The 15,669-nt window shown below is 42.1% G+C and carries 13 protein-coding genes; 8 read left to right on the top strand and 5 right to left on the bottom strand.

Annotation, left to right across the window (positions count from 1 at the left end):
* Positions 1 to 3 precede the first annotated feature (3 nt).
* The 3 genes from AC5JL8_RS08040 to AC5JL8_RS08030 all read right to left on the bottom strand — a co-directional run bounded on the left by AC5JL8_RS08040 (position 4) and on the right by AC5JL8_RS08030 (position 3,571).
* The gene (locus tag AC5JL8_RS08040) at positions 4 to 351 is read right to left on the bottom strand and encodes a cupin domain-containing protein (protein WP_495879252.1); all 348 of its coding nucleotides are present in this window, start codon (positions 349 to 351) and stop codon (positions 4 to 6) included.
* Positions 348 to 3,245 (bottom strand): glycerol-3-phosphate acyltransferase, encoded by a 2,898-nt coding sequence (locus AC5JL8_RS08035; protein WP_495879251.1) that lies wholly within the window; start codon positions 3,243 to 3,245, stop codon positions 348 to 350. Before AC5JL8_RS08035 ends, AC5JL8_RS08040 begins: the two co-directional genes overlap by 4 nt.
* Positions 3,246 to 3,430: 185 nt before the next feature.
* On the bottom strand, positions 3,431 to 3,571 hold the full coding sequence (locus AC5JL8_RS08030) for a hypothetical protein (RefSeq protein ID WP_495879250.1): 141 nt from the start codon (positions 3,569 to 3,571) through the stop codon (positions 3,431 to 3,433).
* 399 nt (positions 3,572 to 3,970) lie between these two features.
* On the opposite strand from AC5JL8_RS08030, the gene AC5JL8_RS08025 reads away from it, so the two are divergent.
* From AC5JL8_RS08025 to AC5JL8_RS08000, 6 genes are all read left to right on the top strand, one after another.
* Positions 3,971 to 4,933 (top strand): SGNH/GDSL hydrolase family protein, encoded by a 963-nt coding sequence (locus AC5JL8_RS08025; protein WP_495879249.1) that lies wholly within the window; start codon positions 3,971 to 3,973, stop codon positions 4,931 to 4,933.
* A 140-nt stretch (positions 4,934 to 5,073) separates the two neighbouring features.
* Entirely contained in the window at positions 5,074 to 5,472 is a 399-nt protein-coding gene (locus tag AC5JL8_RS08020) for a hypothetical protein (RefSeq protein ID WP_495879248.1), read from the top strand.
* Positions 5,473 to 5,484: 12 nt separating this feature from the next.
* Positions 5,485 to 6,267, top strand: coding sequence for a pentapeptide repeat-containing protein (locus tag AC5JL8_RS08015; RefSeq protein ID WP_495879247.1), 783 nt, complete (start codon positions 5,485 to 5,487; stop codon positions 6,265 to 6,267).
* 176 nt (positions 6,268 to 6,443) lie between these two features.
* Positions 6,444 to 6,977 (top strand): hypothetical protein, encoded by a 534-nt coding sequence (locus AC5JL8_RS08010; protein ID WP_495879246.1) that lies wholly within the window; start codon positions 6,444 to 6,446, stop codon positions 6,975 to 6,977.
* Positions 6,970 to 7,545: a pentapeptide repeat-containing protein gene (locus AC5JL8_RS08005; RefSeq protein WP_495879245.1), complete on the top strand. Its 576-nt coding sequence runs from the start codon at positions 6,970 to 6,972 to the stop codon at positions 7,543 to 7,545. The genes AC5JL8_RS08010 and AC5JL8_RS08005 overlap by 8 nt, the downstream gene beginning before the upstream one ends.
* 416 nt (positions 7,546 to 7,961) lie before the next feature.
* Positions 7,962 to 8,510, top strand: coding sequence for a pentapeptide repeat-containing protein (locus AC5JL8_RS08000; RefSeq protein WP_495879244.1), 549 nt, complete (start codon positions 7,962 to 7,964; stop codon positions 8,508 to 8,510).
* Between the two features lie 55 nt (positions 8,511 to 8,565).
* Here AC5JL8_RS08000 and AC5JL8_RS07995 read toward each other — a convergent pair whose 3' ends face one another.
* A complete protein-coding gene (locus AC5JL8_RS07995) occupies positions 8,566 to 8,877 on the bottom strand; it encodes a hypothetical protein (RefSeq protein WP_495879243.1) in 312 nt (103 codons plus the stop codon).
* Positions 8,878 to 8,949: 72 nt separating this feature from the next.
* Complete coding sequence (locus tag AC5JL8_RS07990) at positions 8,950 to 9,303, bottom strand: hypothetical protein (protein WP_495879242.1); 354 nt, start codon at positions 9,301 to 9,303, stop codon at positions 8,950 to 8,952.
* 801 nt (positions 9,304 to 10,104) lie between these two features.
* Here AC5JL8_RS07990 and AC5JL8_RS07985 point away from each other — a divergent pair.
* Together AC5JL8_RS07985 and AC5JL8_RS07980 are read left to right on the top strand one after the other, a co-directional pair.
* Positions 10,105 to 11,976 (top strand): response regulator, encoded by a 1,872-nt coding sequence (locus AC5JL8_RS07985; RefSeq protein WP_495879241.1) that lies wholly within the window; start codon positions 10,105 to 10,107, stop codon positions 11,974 to 11,976.
* A 74-nt stretch (positions 11,977 to 12,050) separates the two neighbouring features.
* A complete protein-coding gene (locus AC5JL8_RS07980) occupies positions 12,051 to 15,464 on the top strand; it encodes a PAS domain S-box protein (protein ID WP_495879240.1) in 3,414 nt (1,137 codons plus the stop codon).
* The last annotated feature ends 205 nt before the right edge of the window (positions 15,465 to 15,669 follow it).

Here is a 15,669-nt window from a genome sequence, read left to right as displayed (position 1 = left end):
TATTTAGGCTTGTTTTTCCACCCGCAAACCAAAATAGGTGAGAACAAGTTCAGTCGCACCGTTATTTACTACTTCGTGGACTTCTCCCGGTTCTATAGCCACGCAGTTACCAGGAAGTAAAGGATATTCTTTACCATCAATGCGAATTACCCCCGAACCAGCTTCGACAAAAAACACTTCCGACATATCTTGATGGGCGTGTGCTGGTGCTGTTTGTCCGGGAGCAAAACGTGCTTGAGAAAAGTTAGTTAGGTGAGGCAAATCGCCAAAACGCAGCATCACCTTTTTCTTGATTTCGGGGTTGTGAGAAACGGATTCTTCTGGTAAATCGTTGAGGGAGGTGGTAATCATTCTGGTCTTAAGTCGTTAGATAATTCCACAATACCCCTAGACCCATCTATCCGTACTCGTTGCCCATCTTGCAGCAGCCAAGTAGCGCCTCGAACATCCATCACCGCCGGAATACCATACTCACGAGCCACGATCGCACCGTGAGAAAGCCTGCCTCCTGCCTCGGCAATTACTCCTCCAGCCCTGACTAACAGAGGGGCCCAGCCGGAATCTGTGTAAGGCACTACGAGAATTGTGTCTCGGTCAATCTGCGGCAATGCTTGTAAATTTCGCAACACCTTCACCCGTCCTTCAGCTTGTCCGTGGCTGGCGGGAATGCCTTGTAAAATTTGGTCAGAATATAGCTCAGAGGGGGGTAGGGGGTGAGGAGGTGCATTGCCGTAAACTAATAGAGGTATTTGATTGATTTCGCTATCTTGGACAAATTGCGATCGCCTCTTTTGCACTAATATGTCCAACTGATGGCTGAATTCTGAATCAGCAGCGTCAACCAAATTTTCTATTTCTTCTAATTTGAGAAAAAAGATATCTCCTGTTTCTCTAAGCAAGCCGGACTTTAACCAAATCTGCTCTATAGCGACAAAACTCCAACGCAATTCAGCTAACAGCCGAGAATAAACTTCGGTAACTCGTCCTTTGAGATCCACCCGTCGTTGCACAGGCCCCCGTTGCTGCTCTTTTTCGGAAAGCGCTTGATTGATCGCGTCTTTTTCGCCTGCTGGCGGGTTGTCTCCCTGCATTAACTGCACAAACAACTGCTTGACATACTGAGGGTTTTCTTTCCAAGTGGGAACGGCAATATCAGTACCGACTTCACTTAAATAGCCGTAATCCTCAAGTAATTCTTGAAAGTCGTATAAAATGTTCTGCCCCTGTGGAGTTTTTCCCAACTGCTCAAACACCTGTTCAGGTTCAAACTCAGGTAATACTTGTTTGGCTTCTGCGGCTAAAGCACTCAGCGATCGCAACACCGCTACTTCTGGCGCGATGCTGTTATCAATTTTGGCATCTTTGACCCGGAAAATCCCCTGCCGGATGGCAGCACTCAAGGGAGCTAAAATACTGTAGTACGTCGCCAGGCGCAGCAAGTCTAAGATCCAATCAATTCGTTCTAATATTTGGCGTGGTTCTAGTTCATGTATAGGTTCGTGAGCCAACTGCGACAAACCTGGAATAAATTTTTCGCGGTAATCTTGCTTGAAATCCTGTTCGAGATTTAATTCTCGTTTCAGCAACCGCAACAGTCCTGGTACATTCCGTAAGGTGGAAATCAACGGCGGTTTACTGAGTTTTTCTCCTCTAGTTAAAAACTCCAGACTTTCTGGTGGCAAACCCATGCGTAAGAAAATCTGCCCTAACAAAGATGCATTAAAGTATGCTCTTGAATAATGCAGTGTGGCAGTGTCGATAAAACTTAACCCTAAAACGCGATCGCCCAACACTAAAGTAAAAATTTCTCCCCACACCCCACAAGTTAAGGGACGATTAATCGACCAAGTTAAGGGGTGAATAACTCCAGGGATTACTTCGGCGGCAATTTTGCGTGTCCAAATCGGCAGTAAGGTGGTTATGGGTCTTGCTTGCAACACCCACAGAGTTTGACCGTCGTAACTCCACTCGATATCTTGAGGAACACCGTGATAACGTTTTTCTAGCCGACGGGCTAAATATGCTACTTGTTTGATTATTGCTTGTGGAACTCGCCCTGTACCCTCTAATTGCACAGAGGCGAAATTTTCTGTATCAACGACAAAAGCCCGATATTGTTCTGGTGTAACTCTTCCAGAAACGACTTGACTGGCGCTTCCTGGTAAAGCTTCAATGACGATCGCATCACCTTGTTGGGTAATGGGATCGCGGCTGAAAGCCACACCAGAATATACACTCTGGACTTGTTGTTGAACTAGCACTGCCATCGCTTGATCTGGCAAACCGCGATCGCGTCGATATTGTACAGCAGTGGGATGATTATAAGAAGCTTTCACTTGGGCGATCGCTTCTTCTAGCTTCTGTTTACTGGTAACGTTCAACACCGTTAGGTATTGTCCAGCAGCAGAAGCTTGTTCTGAGTCTTCTCCAATAGCAGAGGAACGCGCTACCAAAGGAGATAATTCCGAAGGCTGGAAAAATTCGCTTGCTCCTTCGCCATCATCAACTGGAGAAATTACCCATCCCTTCGGCACTGGGTAACCCCATCGCTTAATTTGAGATAACGTAGCTGCTTTTTGCCCAACTCTCGCCTCATCTAAATCTTCATCTAGAGAGACAATCGGTTTTTCGCCACGCAAAAATTCCAGCATTGCTTTTGACTCCGTTTCTGCCCCTGCGGTAGGCAAGTTCAAATCATCGGGAATTTTTGTATAAATCCAGCCAAGTAGTCCAGCCAGGATCACAGCAGCAATAATTCTGGGGAAATCTTCAGCGTGCAGCAGTGCCACAAATAAAGGAAATACTAGCAAAACTCCGTACTTTACTAGTTTTTTAGATTGAAAAACTGTAAAGCTGACGGCTGCTAACAAAGCGACAAATCCTGCTACCAGTGGATCGTGTACTAAAAATCCCCAGACGACATTTGTTGTGCCTGCCCCTCTGCCCATCCAGTATCTACCTATTACCAAAGCAATTAGGGCAATCAATTCCCAAGCCGATCCTTCTTTAAAGAAAGCACGGGCAATGAAAACTGCCGCAATTCCCTTCAAAGCTTCCGATAATACTGCTAGAATTCCTACCAGTTTGCCGCCGTGGTAAAAAGCAGCTGAGACGCTTATATTTCCCGTACCAAGTTGCGCCAGTTGCCTTCCCTTCAAGGTATAGGTAATCCAGGCAATCAACGGTAACGCGCCCAACAGTGAGCAGGCAATTAAAGTAATTAAGGCACCCCAAAGTTCAAACATCGTGGATTTTGGATTTTAGATTTATATTGCATCTTGCATCTCAAATGTCAAATCTAAAATCATGCGTAAATTGTATTGATGCTTTTATGGGCGCTTTTATCAGTTGTGCGATGGACACTTGGCATCGGCAAAAACCGTTGTTGCCAGTGCCCTTCCGAACGACTAATTACTAAGCGAATAATTGCTTAGTTTAACGCATAGGCCGCTTGTAGGGCCCAGATAATCAAACCAGCAATCGACCCTAAAAGCAAGACGGTAGATATAGTGACTGCTTTCGGGGAGTCAGCACCCTTAAATTTCATAATTCCTCGATTTAAATCGGACATAGCTTTGTAAGCCTCCTTTGTTACAGTGCTAATTTGTCCGTTTTGATTGTAGTCCTTCTGTTAACGGATCATGCCAAATTACCATGATTATTTTATTTAAGCTTTGCAACATTTATAAGAGAAAATTTATTTACTCCTATGGACTTACTAAGTACTGATATACATGAGTATCAGTTACACGGTATGGAGCATAGGGTATAAGGCATCCAGCATCAGGATTTCTGAAAATTAGATTTTATTAAATATACTAAAGCATTGAATTAAATTACGTAAATTTACCTTTAAAAATAGAGTCATAATTTTAACAAAATCAGTCCAGCGGCAGAGAAAACAGTAGTATAATTTATCACTTTATTCCTGGAGAATAATTTTCTCAAAATGATTGGAGAGTATTTGCAGGTGAAATTAGCCCTGATAATAATTTTGGCGGTGATGGTGGGATTGTTGTTAGCTATAGAGATAGGACTGCGATCGCTCTTTGGCTTTGGGAATCCGTTAATTTACATTGGCGATGAGCAGATTGGCTATTTATTAGCGCCTAACCAGCGTACCCGTCGCTTTGGCAATCGCATTGAGATTAATGAGTATTCTATGCGGAGTGCGCCACTGCAAATGATACCTGTACCGTCTACACTGCGAATTTTAATTTTAGGAGATTCTATTGCTAATGGTGGCTGGTGGACAGATCAGGCTAACACCATTTCTAACTTGTTGATGCGTTCCTTAAAATCAGCCAGCATTGATAATTACACAGAAGTAGAAGTTTTAAATGCGTCAGCCAACTCTTGGGGGCCGAGAAATGAATTAGCTTATTTACAACGATTTGGGAATTTTCAAGCTCAAGTAGTGGTTTTATTAATTAATACTGATGATTTATTTGCAAAAGCTCCAACTTCTTTACCAGTAGGACGCGATCGCAACTACCCAAATAGTAAACCTCCCCTAGCTTTAGTGGAACTTTTACAACGTTATATTTTTAAGCAAAAGCCAATTCCCGAATTAGAAAATATACAAAATGAAGCAGGTGATATTGTTGGGATTAACTTAGAAGCTATTAGTAAAATTCAGGCATTAACTCGTGACAGCAACAGCAAATTTCTGTTAATTATGACTCCTTTATTCCGAGAAATTGGTGAACCAGGCTCGCGTGATTACGAGATTAAAGCACGTCAACGTTTGAGTGAATTTACGAAAACGCAGCAAATTACTTATATAGATATGTTGCCAATATTAAATTCAATCAAAGATGTTCAAGAAGTGTACCAAGACAATATTCATTTCAACTTCCAAGGTAATCAGTTAATCAGCCAAGTTATAGAGCGATCGCTAAGAGAAATGTTATATCACGATACAAAATTATAAATTGGAAAAGTTACTATAATAACTAATTAAAATCTTGACTTTTAGAATTATAAATTTTAAATTTAATTTTAGTATCAGCCCATTTTCCCCAACTTAGGATCAAGGCATTATTAAATGCTCGTCCTTTAGCAATGAGTCAGATGCCTTCTTCGTTGCCATCTTCTCCTACACCCATTGAGGAATCTCCGCCAGCAAGTACAAGATTGGGGAAAAGCACAAAAAAATTGGTATTTAACATTTTAGAATTTGTAGATCAGATATTCTACGGGTTGATGGGGCAACTTGGGAGAACAGTATATGCTTCAATTCAAGATGCGATCGCCCTAAGTATTATCTTGCAAATTCCAGGATTTATAAGTGAATTTATTATCGGTAAAAATTTCTCTAGTTTTGATGTTTGTTTCCAAGAAAATTATTTAGATGTATCCTGTTTAGCTTGCTTCATTATTGTGACATCTGATTTCTTGCTATGGATTGTGCTTGCTGGAAGAATCCTGGGCCGTTTTTGGGCAGATTTAAGGAATTTGAAAAATCCATAGGAGAAACAAGTTATGTCAGCAAATAACCGCTATCAAATGAGTCTTGATCAAGAAGCTAAATTCGGATTAAATTCTTTACTCAAGCAAACAGCTCAAGTTGGCATAGGTTTTTTAGCAATGTTATTACTCACTGGGGGTAATCCACCAGCTTTGACTATGATGTTAAGCTGCGCCGCCGGAATTAGTTTTGTTACTTGGAGTGAACAAAAGCGACTTACTAAGCAGCGAATAATAACCGAGATGCCTATCCCACGCGAGGAAATTCAAGAGCAGGTAAAGCAACTTCTCCAAGCGGATACAGAGAACTTGTCTGAGTTAGTCAAAACTGCTGGATTAAACCCCCTTGAAGATTTTGTGGGAGCTAATTTAGTCGGTGTGAAAGGAGTAGGCTGCAATTTCAGCGGCTTCAACCTTAATGGTGTTCAGTTGGGTGAAGCTGACTTAAGCCGCGCCAACTTGAGTGATGCTAACCTCAGTCATGCCAACCTACGGTCTGCTAACCTCAGCCGTGCCTATCTAGTAGGCGCTAACTTATACAATGCTTTGTTAATAGATGCGGATCTCAGCCATGCTGATATGAGAAATGCCAATTTAAGCAATGCTGACTTAATTCATGTTGACCTGAGAGGAACTGATCTCAGGGGTGCTAACTTAACCCAGACCAATTTGAGCAGCGCCATAGTAGTAAATGCACAATTTGGTGCTAATCCCGGACTTACTGAAGATACTAAATCTGACCTAAAACAGCGAGGAGCAATCTTTCCTCAAGATGAACCTGCTCCAGCACGATTGTAGAGACTTACGCTTGCTGTGTCTCTACTAAAGTTGCCCTTGGTACAAAAACCGGATTGTGTATGAGTTAGGGTACTTACCAAGTCTTGGCCATGCAACAACTCCTTCCAATAATGCCCCAAACTCAGCATGAAAACAGGTTTCCCCATTGCTTATACATAGAATTCAATACACAGCCATTGACATCTGACCAGTTTGACTTGCCTATCACTATACATTTCAGCGAACAAACGGTGCAGCTACTGGGTGGACGTGTTCAATTTGGTTTGAAAGGTATGGAACTCAAACTTAAACTAAAAAACGCTGAGATTTCTTACGATTCGCGTTATCAGCCTGAGCGAATAGAACTATCGACCTACGAACACACAGAAAAAATCACCGCAAACTATTTGCCTGTAGTTTGTCAGGTAACAACCTACGGTTCTAATTCAGACCCAGCTTGGATGTTTGAACTCACAATAAGTAGTTCAGTATTGAAAGGCTCGCTGCAAATAGAGAATTTAGGAACTTTGCAAGTCAGAAGTAAACCTTGTCAACTGAGAGCAACTGTGGAAGTCTCTTTGCAACATCTATGTTTAACTTCTGTTGAGGGATTATATGCATCGAATATCAGCCGCAATAAACAGACAATTGCAAACATAGCGATTAAGAAGGAGTTGCTGAGAACAAAGTTACAACCATATCTCAGTCGAGCCGAGGTAGATTATGAGTGACAAAGAATCTCTAAACAAACTTCAAAATCTGATCGAGCTTGTTGTCAAGGCAAAAACTGATAACTTTTTTGCGCTGGCAAAAATTGCTGGTTTAAATCCTGCTGAAGATTTTGTTGGATCTGACCTAAGCAGTATTAACCTCAATGATGCAAACTTTCAAGGTGCTAATCTCAAGGGTGCTAACCTGATTGAGGCCGATTTGATTGATGCCGACCTCAGCGGTGCTAACCTTAGCCGCGCCAACCTCAGCCGTGCAAACTTGAGGGGTGCTAATCTTAGCCATGTCAATCTCAGCCGTGCAAACTTGAGGGATACCAATCTTAGCCATGCCAATCTCAGAGGTGCAAACTTGAGGGGTGTTAATCTCAGCAGTGCTAATCTCAGCCATGCCAACTTAGTTAGTGCTGTACTAGTGGGAGTCAACTTAAACGGTGTAGAAGTAGAATTTGCCCGATTCGGGAATAACCGAGGAATTTCTGAAGCTATAAAGCTTGACTTGATTCGCAGGGGAGCGATTTTTCAAGACTTTCCGCCAGGCGATCGCTCTCCAATTCTGACCCGCATTTAAACTTATTAGCAATTACTTAATTATCGATGAAATTACAAATTCAACTAGTATAAACAACATTTATTGGAAATAAAATTAAGATTCTTGCTAATGTTTTTTTCACAAAAGACATCAATTTACATAAACAAATTTGCATAATTATGTAAAGAAAACTTAAGGTATTAAAACTCTTTCTCCTTTGCCTTCTATTCTATATAAGCGCTAGATATTGATATTACGTAGCTTACTATTGATTCATATATTTACATTAAGTTAATCTAAAAAATTTTAGAAAATATAGCAAAATAAAATTAAAAGTTTTTTCTTAACTAATATTCTTGGTTGCTAACAACTCAACCAAGCATCTCTGGTGTGATGTGAGTAGTATTTAATTTACTACTAGACTTGTTTACCTGTAGAAATTGCGAGGTGACAATATGGACACGAAACACCTCCTGAGTCGATATGCAGCAGGGGAAAAGAATTTTAATGGAGCCAATTTGCATCAGGCTAACCTTTCTAATGCTGATTTGAGAGGTATAAATTTTGCTGACGCCGACTTGAGCGGAGCCGACTTGAGCGGAGCCGACTTGAGTGGATGTAACTTAACTAGGGCAAACCTGACTAATGCAGATTTAAATAGAACCAACCTTAACGGTGCAAACTTAAGTGAAGTAAACTTTATAGGCTCAGATTTGATGAAAGCCAGCCTCAAGGAAACGAACTTGAGTCGTGCCGATTTGCGGGGTGCAAATTTAAATATGGCAAATTTGTTTAACGCAAACCTCAGCGAGGCAGAAATGAGTGGAGCCGAGTTAAGAGGTGCTAATCTGAGGCAGGCAAATTTAACTGGCAGCAACTTCAATGAAGCAGAACTTACTGGAGCAGATTTAACAGGAGCAAGCATTACTGAACAAGAGATAACTGAAAGCGTTTTGCATATTGGTTTATCGCATAAATGGGTAACTTGGGCTGGTAGTTATTAACTAATTAAAAATTCAAAATGCAAAATTCCAAGCGTCCCGTTCATATCATGTCTGCCTAATTAATTATAATTCTCGCATCTGTGCAAAAACCGCGAAATGCTCTTTCCCCCTGCCCCCGAAGTTTGCTTGGAGGGAAACCAACGCCACTTGCTCCACTTGGGGAGCCACCCCCGTGGGCGGGTTCCCCACGCCAGTCCGCACAACGGGGGGAACCCCCGCAAGCGGCTGGCTTGACTTGAGGGGAGTGGCGTGAAACCCCTGCGTACCCGTCAGTGGCTCCTCCTGGCAACTTCTCTTCCTGCGGTCTTAATGATAAGTCTTTCACCGGACACGATATCACCGATTGTACGCCAGTTAAATTAGTCAATAAAAAACTTCCAAGTTTAGCACCTGGAAGTTATTTGATGCAAAGCATAAACAAAGAATTTAGATTAAAAAATTAGTACACCAAGGGTGTAGCACCACGCATTTGGCGTAAAGAATTTATACAAGCAGGACAATCACAGCCAAATAAGTCGATCGCCATATCGCTTTCTTGATCGTTGAACTCTAGCATAGGAACGCCATCTTGAGACGGTTCCGCTTCTGGTTGATAGTTAGGAATTTGAGCTAATACAGAAGCTCTAGCACATACCAAACCAACTTTATGTTTATTGCGTATACAAGATAAACGGTCAGCGTTTGTGGTTACTGGCTCTATTGCTTGGGCTTGATTATTGATTATCACTCCCATAGATAGGATAGAGCCAAGAAGCACAGGAGTCGAAAGCAAGCTAAGTATAAATTTGTTCATGGTTTCCAGGTGAAGCAATTGCAATTGCTCAGATTCTCCGATTTAATCTTACAGTGTCAGTAAATGTCTATCAGGAATAACATTTACAGAGAATAGAGATTGAGGATTGAGATAAAAATCTGGGAATCGGGGCTTTTTCCCAGTTTCCTGTCTCTCCATCTCGACCTGATGAGTTGTATTATGACTGCGTTTGCAATTCGTTGCAAAGATTGCTGGCAGTAAAATTCCTTGCTTTCTACACCTTCAGGACTTACGTACAATGATTGTCTGTCTTGATTTCATCTGCGCTGCCTTAAAGGTTCCTCCATAATTAATATTTGACTCTCCCACCGTACTTACTGTATCTATATTTCATAACAAATGATACTTATTGTGCAGTTGCATACGGAAGAAAATTTTCTTTGATAACAAGCAAGTAGCTACTTAATAAGCTGACGTGTATACAAATTGCATCATAATCATTTATAGGTAAAACCTACAAACCTTCTGCTCTGCCACCTGCCATTCCAATGTGCAAATTAAAAACACAACAGTTTACTTAAATTTACTAGTATATCTTTATAATTTCCTCAACTTTTCATGAAACACTTTTGGTGTAACTTCGCGTTCAGTACCAAGTATTACTCATGAATCAATGTATATTCTGCCGCTCTTTGTCAGAAAAGGCTCTTCTCTGAACCTTTAAAGACAACTATAAATCGCATTCAGATGAGTCCAATCACTTACTCTTTGACTGGTGTTTTGTAATTCCAGTACGAGAATTTATTAAGTAGCTTTATAAACACTTAAAAGGTATGTAACGTGAAAATTTTGTTGGTAGAAGATGACCAGCCTACCAGTTCCGCTCTTACTGATATTCTCATTGCTCATTACTATACAGTTAACCTGGCAGTGGATGGGCAAAGTGGGTTGGAACTGGCAATGGCATTTGAATATGATCTGGTGCTGTTGGATATCATGCTTCCAGATATTGATGGTATTAGCTTGTGCAGACGCCTCCGCTCTAAAGGCTATCCCAGCCCAATTCTGCTGCTAACTGCGAAGGATAGTACCACTGATCGAGTTATGGGGTTAGATGCAGGAGCAGATGATTATGTAGTTAAGCCGTTTGACATTGATGAGTTGATGGCACGGGTACGTGCCCTACTGCGGCGAGGCAAACCGATACCATCATCTACCATCACTTGGGAAAACGTGCGTTTTGATCCGATCAACAGCGAGGTAATCTGTGGAGAAAAACTCCTGCGTCTGACTCCCAAGGAGTATTGTTTATTAGAGCTTTTCTTACTCAATCCCAAGCGAATTTTTAGCCGCAGTGCTATTCTAGAGCGCCTATGGGATTTTGCAGAGTCACCTGGAGAGGAAACTGTCAGTACCCATATCAAGTGTTTGCGTCAAAAGCTCAAGGCCGCCGGTGCTTCAGACCCCATCGAAACGGTTCACGGGCTAGGTTATAGGCTCAGACCTCCAGCGCAACCAAAAGAGCCTGCTACTTCTGTAGCCTCATATAGCAGTGACAAGAACAAAGAACAAGCATATCAAAAGAAGGTAAAGGCAAGCACTTACAAGATTTGGGAGAAATTTCAGGGCAAATTTGCACAACAGTTTGCTGTCTTGGAACAGTTAGCAATAGCGCTAAAAGCAGGCGAAGTGACATTTGAAATGCAACAGCAAGCAAAGCAACAGGCACATAACTTAGCTGGATCGTTAGGTATTTTTGGCTTGATGAAAGGTTCCCTTCTGGCAAAAGAGTTAGAGGACATATTGGAGTCGGGAAGCTTGCTGGAGGAAGTTCAGGTAGAGCAAATTGCCAACTTAGTAAGCTCACTCCGCCAAGAAGTACATAAGTCCCCCGAAGTAAAATCAGAGCCTGACTCCTACTCGCCTTTGATGCTAATTGTGGATAATGACTTGAAATTGGCGGAGCAAATTAAAATTGAAGCGAGCGTTTGGGGAGTACGAGTAGAGATTGCCATAGATTTAGACATTGCCCGCCAAGCGATCGCTCAAGATCCACCCGATATAATTTTGCTTGACCCTAATATTTCTAATTCAACGGAAGATGGGGTGACACTGCTTAGGCAACTGATGCAAGAGAGTCCTAAGATTCCTGTGTTGGTATTTACTAGGCGAGATAGCTTAACTGACAGGTTAGAGATAGCACGTTTGGGTGGGTATGCCTTCTTACAAAAACCCTTGCCAACTCGTGAAATTCTCCAAGCTGTAAGCGAAGTTTTAAGCAAGAATCACGTTACCTCTGGCAATCGAGTCATGGTAGTAGACGATGATTCAGCCATGTTAGTTATTTTGTCTACTCTCTTACGACCTTTGGGAGTAGAGGTAACAGTGCTAAATAACCCACATCAGTTTTGGGAAGTCCTGACAGCTTCGGCTCCAAACTTATTAATACTAGACCTGGAGATGCCTGATTTTAATGGATTGGATCTTTGCCAAGTTGTACGTAGTGACTGCAAATGGCACAGCCTGCCAATTATATTTTGGTCAGCGCATACAGAAGCAAAGCATATTGACCAAGCATTTGCAGCCGGCGCTGATGATTATATCTGCAAGTCTACGAAAGTAACGGAACTAACCACCAGAATTATCCGCCGTCTTAGAAGAGTTGGCTTTCAAAAGCAAAAGAGTTCAAGGGGCGACAAAGCACTTGCCTGAAGCCGAGAGCTAAATAGCACAAAAAGATTCTGACAATTTTGAAAGAACATTCAACGTCGAATGAGGGCAGCACAATGAATGCCAAAATTTACCTACAATTTTCAGCCTATGTAGTGGCTGTCGGCTCAGTAGCGATCGCGCTTCTGCTTACCCTCCTGCTTCAGCCGCTGTTAACCACTAGTATTGCTTCATTATTTTTCGTTGCCGTTGCACTGACTACATGGTATGGCGGTATTAAGCCAGGATTAATCACAACAGTGCTGTCTGTAATAGCAATTAACTATTTCTTAATTACACCAGTTCATCATTTTACTCCTGCAAGTTGGAGTGATGCTTTACGTTTAGGATTATTTTTTTTGAATGCCTCAATCATTAATCTCTTAGGTAACGACTTACGGAAAAACAAACACCAAGTTGAACAACTCAGCCAACAGTTATTACAAGAAAGCGCAATACAGCTAAGTCTGGCTTTATCCGCAACTCGTATGGGAATGTGGAACTGGAACATCCAAACAGGAAAAATCAACTGGTCGCCAGAGCATGAGCGGTTATTTGGGTTAGCACCAGGCACATTTGATGGTAGGTATGAAACTTTTGATCGTTGTTTGCATCCTGAAGACAGAGAAGCACTAAACCAAGCAGTAAATCGGGCAATACAAGAGCAGATTGCTTACCAGCATGAGTATCGTATTGTCTGGGCAGATGGAAGTGTGCATTGGATTGAGGGTAGAGGACAGACTTTTTATGATGAAACAGGGGAGCCAGTGCGAATGATGGGCACTGTGATGGATATCAGCGAACGCAAAGAAGCAGAAGCAGCTTTGGCTAGGAGTGAGCAACATCTACGCACTATTATTGATGCCGAACCAGAGTGTGTAAAAGTGATCAGCGCAGATGGTATTTTGCTCAACATGAATGCAGCTGGTTTGGCCATGATTGAAGCAGATAGTTTGGCACAAGTGGTTGGGCAATGCGTGTATCCGTTCATCGCACCTTCCCACCGACAAGCATTTAGGGATTTTATCCAGCAGGTAGCTCAGGGAGATTCCAGCGTCTTGGATTTTGAAATCATTGGACTCAAAGGAACTCGTCGATGGGTAGAATCTCATGCTGTTCCCCTGCGCGAACCAAAAGAGTCTGGGAATAGGGTTCTGGCTGTAACTCGTGATATCACTGAGCGCAAGCAAGCCGATATTGCCCTGCGCGAAAGCGAACAACGTTACGCTAGTCTAGCTGCTGCTGTTCCAGTGGGTATCTTTCGCATTGATGTAGAAGGCAACTGCCTTTATGTTAACGATCGCTGGTGTCAACTTACCGGATTAACTCCTGATCAAGCAAAAGAAACAGGTTGGTTGCAAACTTTACATCCAACCGACCGGGAACGCGTTATCCAAGATTGGAATCACGCTACCCAAAATCAGCAGATGTTTTATTCAGAGTTTCGATTTCTGCGAGCTGATGGAGTTGTCAATTGGGTATATGGTCAGGCTGTGGTAGAGCGAGCAGTCAGTGGTGAAGTATCAGGTTATGTAGGGACAATTACTGATATTAGCGGACGCAAACAACGTGAAGAACAGTTGCGATTGCTGGAATCTGTGATTTTAAAAACCAATGATGCAGTGTTAATTGTGGAAGCCGAACCCATAGATCCATCTGTACGGCGGATTGTCTACGCCAATCCTGCTTTTACTAAAATGTCGGGATATGCCCTAGAAGAAGTGATAGGCAAAACTTTTCATATTCTCCAAGGTAAAAAAACTGATCAAGCAGTACTAGCGAAAATTAACTTGGCTCTGGAAACTTGGCAATCTATCCGCTGCGATCTGATTAATTACCGCAAGGATGGCTCTGAGTTTTGGGTGGATTTAAGTATTGTGCCGGTTGCAGACGAAGAAGGTGAGTACACTCATTGGGTCGCAGTTCAGCGAGATATTACAGAGCGAAAACGAGCTGAAGAAGAACTGGAAACGCGTGTAACACAAAGAACTGCCGAATTAAGTCAGGCGAACAGTCGGCTACAATATCTTGTCAGTTCTTGCCCTTCTGTAATCTTTAGTTGCAAACCTTGCGGGGATTATGGAATTACTTACATCAGTGAAAATGTTTTTTCGTTGTTAGGCTACGAACCACAGGAATTTTTAGAAAAATCTCATTTCTGGGTTGAGCGAGTGCATCCAGAGGATGTAGAGCGGGTATTTACTGATATGGTGAGAGTTGATGAACAACACTTTTACTCTCACGACTATCGCTTTCAGCGTGCTGATGGTACTTACTGTTGGCTGTTGGTACAGATGAGATTAATTCGGGATGTATCTGGCAAACCGACTGAGATTTTAGGATATTTAGTTGATATCAGCGATGTCTACGACGAGCTTCGCTTACGCAAACAGGCAGAGGAAGCATTACGAGAAAGTGAAGCCAAGTTTCGTTCTTTGAGCGAATATTCGCCGATTGGTATTTTCATGACTGACGCTCAAGGAAAAACCACTTATACCAATCCTCGCGCCCAAGAAATAGGCGGTTATACCTTTGAAGAGGCTTTGGGATATGGATGGTTGCAATCTATTCATCCCGAAGACCAAGAACAGATTTATACTCAGTGGTCGGCTGCAATCTCTAACCAACAAAGATTTGCCCACGACGAATTACGCTATCTTCACAAGGATGGTACAGTCCGCTATGGCAAAGTTCAGACTGCCCCGATTCTGGCAGCTAAAGGTCAATTTCTGGCTCATGTCGGCACAATTGAAGATGTTACCGAAAGTCGGGCGATCGCGCAAATGAAAAATGAGTTCATTTCTATCGTGAGTCATGAACTCCGTACTCCTCTGACTGCTATTCGCGGCTCACTAGGATTACTAGCTGCTGGAGTCTACGATAAAAAGCCTGATAAGGGAAAACGAATGTTGCAAATTGCCGCAGATCAAACTGATCGCCTTGTACGATTAGTCAATGACATTCTCGACTTGGGACGACTTGAATCAGGAAAGGTGCGCTTGGAAATGCAAATTTGTGATGCAGCTAAATTAATTCAACAATCTGTAGACGCAATGCGGGCAAATGCTGAACAAAATCATATTGCTCTATCGGTTAGCTCTTCATTTATCCAAGTTTGGGCAGATCCTGATTCTATTATTCAAACTCTAACCAATTTACTGAGCAATGCCATCAAGTTTTCTCCTCCTAACACGCATATCTGGTTGAGTGCTGAACAAGTATGCGAGAACGGTCAATCTTCAACATCGATTCCTCATGTTCTCTTTCAAATTAAAGACGAAGGGCGAGGAATACCCCATGAGAAAATAGAAGCAATATTTGAGCGCTTCCAACAAGTAGATGCTTCCGATTCTCGTCAAAAAGGAGGTACAGGTTTGGGGTTAGCCATTTGTCGCCGAATTATTCAGCAACATGGTGGTCACATTTGGGCAGAGAGCATTTTGGGTAAAGGCAGTACATTTTACTTCACATTGCCCATTGCAATTGCATAAGATACAAAATTATCTCGTCCAAAATCACATTTAATGTGAATTAATTTCTAAAACTATTGTCATTTCGTAGTTGATTTCAAAACAATGATTTTGAAAGAATCTAGAGACCTTGATTAAATAAAAGGCGTTTCTAATTCACATCAGGCGTAAATCTTCAATCCCAAACTCCTTTAAGAGGTTTTACCTATATACGTAGGAGAGAATT

This window comes from Mojavia sp. (assembly GCF_059505145.1).
This window is presented reverse-complemented; position numbering and strand designations above follow the sequence as displayed.

What these genes read in the sequence shown, in the direction of transcription:
- AC5JL8_RS08040 (WP_495879252.1), bottom strand. Translation starts at nt 351, where the DNA reads ATGATTACCACCTCCCTCAACGATTTACCAGAAGAATCCGTTTCTCAC.
- AC5JL8_RS08035 (WP_495879251.1), bottom strand. Translation starts at nt 3,245, where the DNA reads ATGTTTGAACTTTGGGGTGCCTTAATTACTTTAATTGCCTGCTCACTG.
- AC5JL8_RS08030 (WP_495879250.1), bottom strand. Translation starts at nt 3,571, where the DNA reads ATGTCCGATTTAAATCGAGGAATTATGAAATTTAAGGGTGCTGACTCC.
- AC5JL8_RS08020 (WP_495879248.1), top strand. Translation starts at nt 5,074, where the DNA reads ATGCCTTCTTCGTTGCCATCTTCTCCTACACCCATTGAGGAATCTCCG.
- AC5JL8_RS08015 (WP_495879247.1), top strand. Translation starts at nt 5,485, where the DNA reads ATGTCAGCAAATAACCGCTATCAAATGAGTCTTGATCAAGAAGCTAAA.
- AC5JL8_RS08005 (WP_495879245.1), top strand. Translation starts at nt 6,970, where the DNA reads ATGAGTGACAAAGAATCTCTAAACAAACTTCAAAATCTGATCGAGCTT.
- AC5JL8_RS08000 (WP_495879244.1), top strand. Translation starts at nt 7,962, where the DNA reads ATGGACACGAAACACCTCCTGAGTCGATATGCAGCAGGGGAAAAGAAT.
- AC5JL8_RS07990 (WP_495879242.1), bottom strand. Translation starts at nt 9,303, where the DNA reads ATGAACAAATTTATACTTAGCTTGCTTTCGACTCCTGTGCTTCTTGGC.
- AC5JL8_RS07980 (WP_495879240.1), top strand. Translation starts at nt 12,051, where the DNA reads ATGAATGCCAAAATTTACCTACAATTTTCAGCCTATGTAGTGGCTGTC.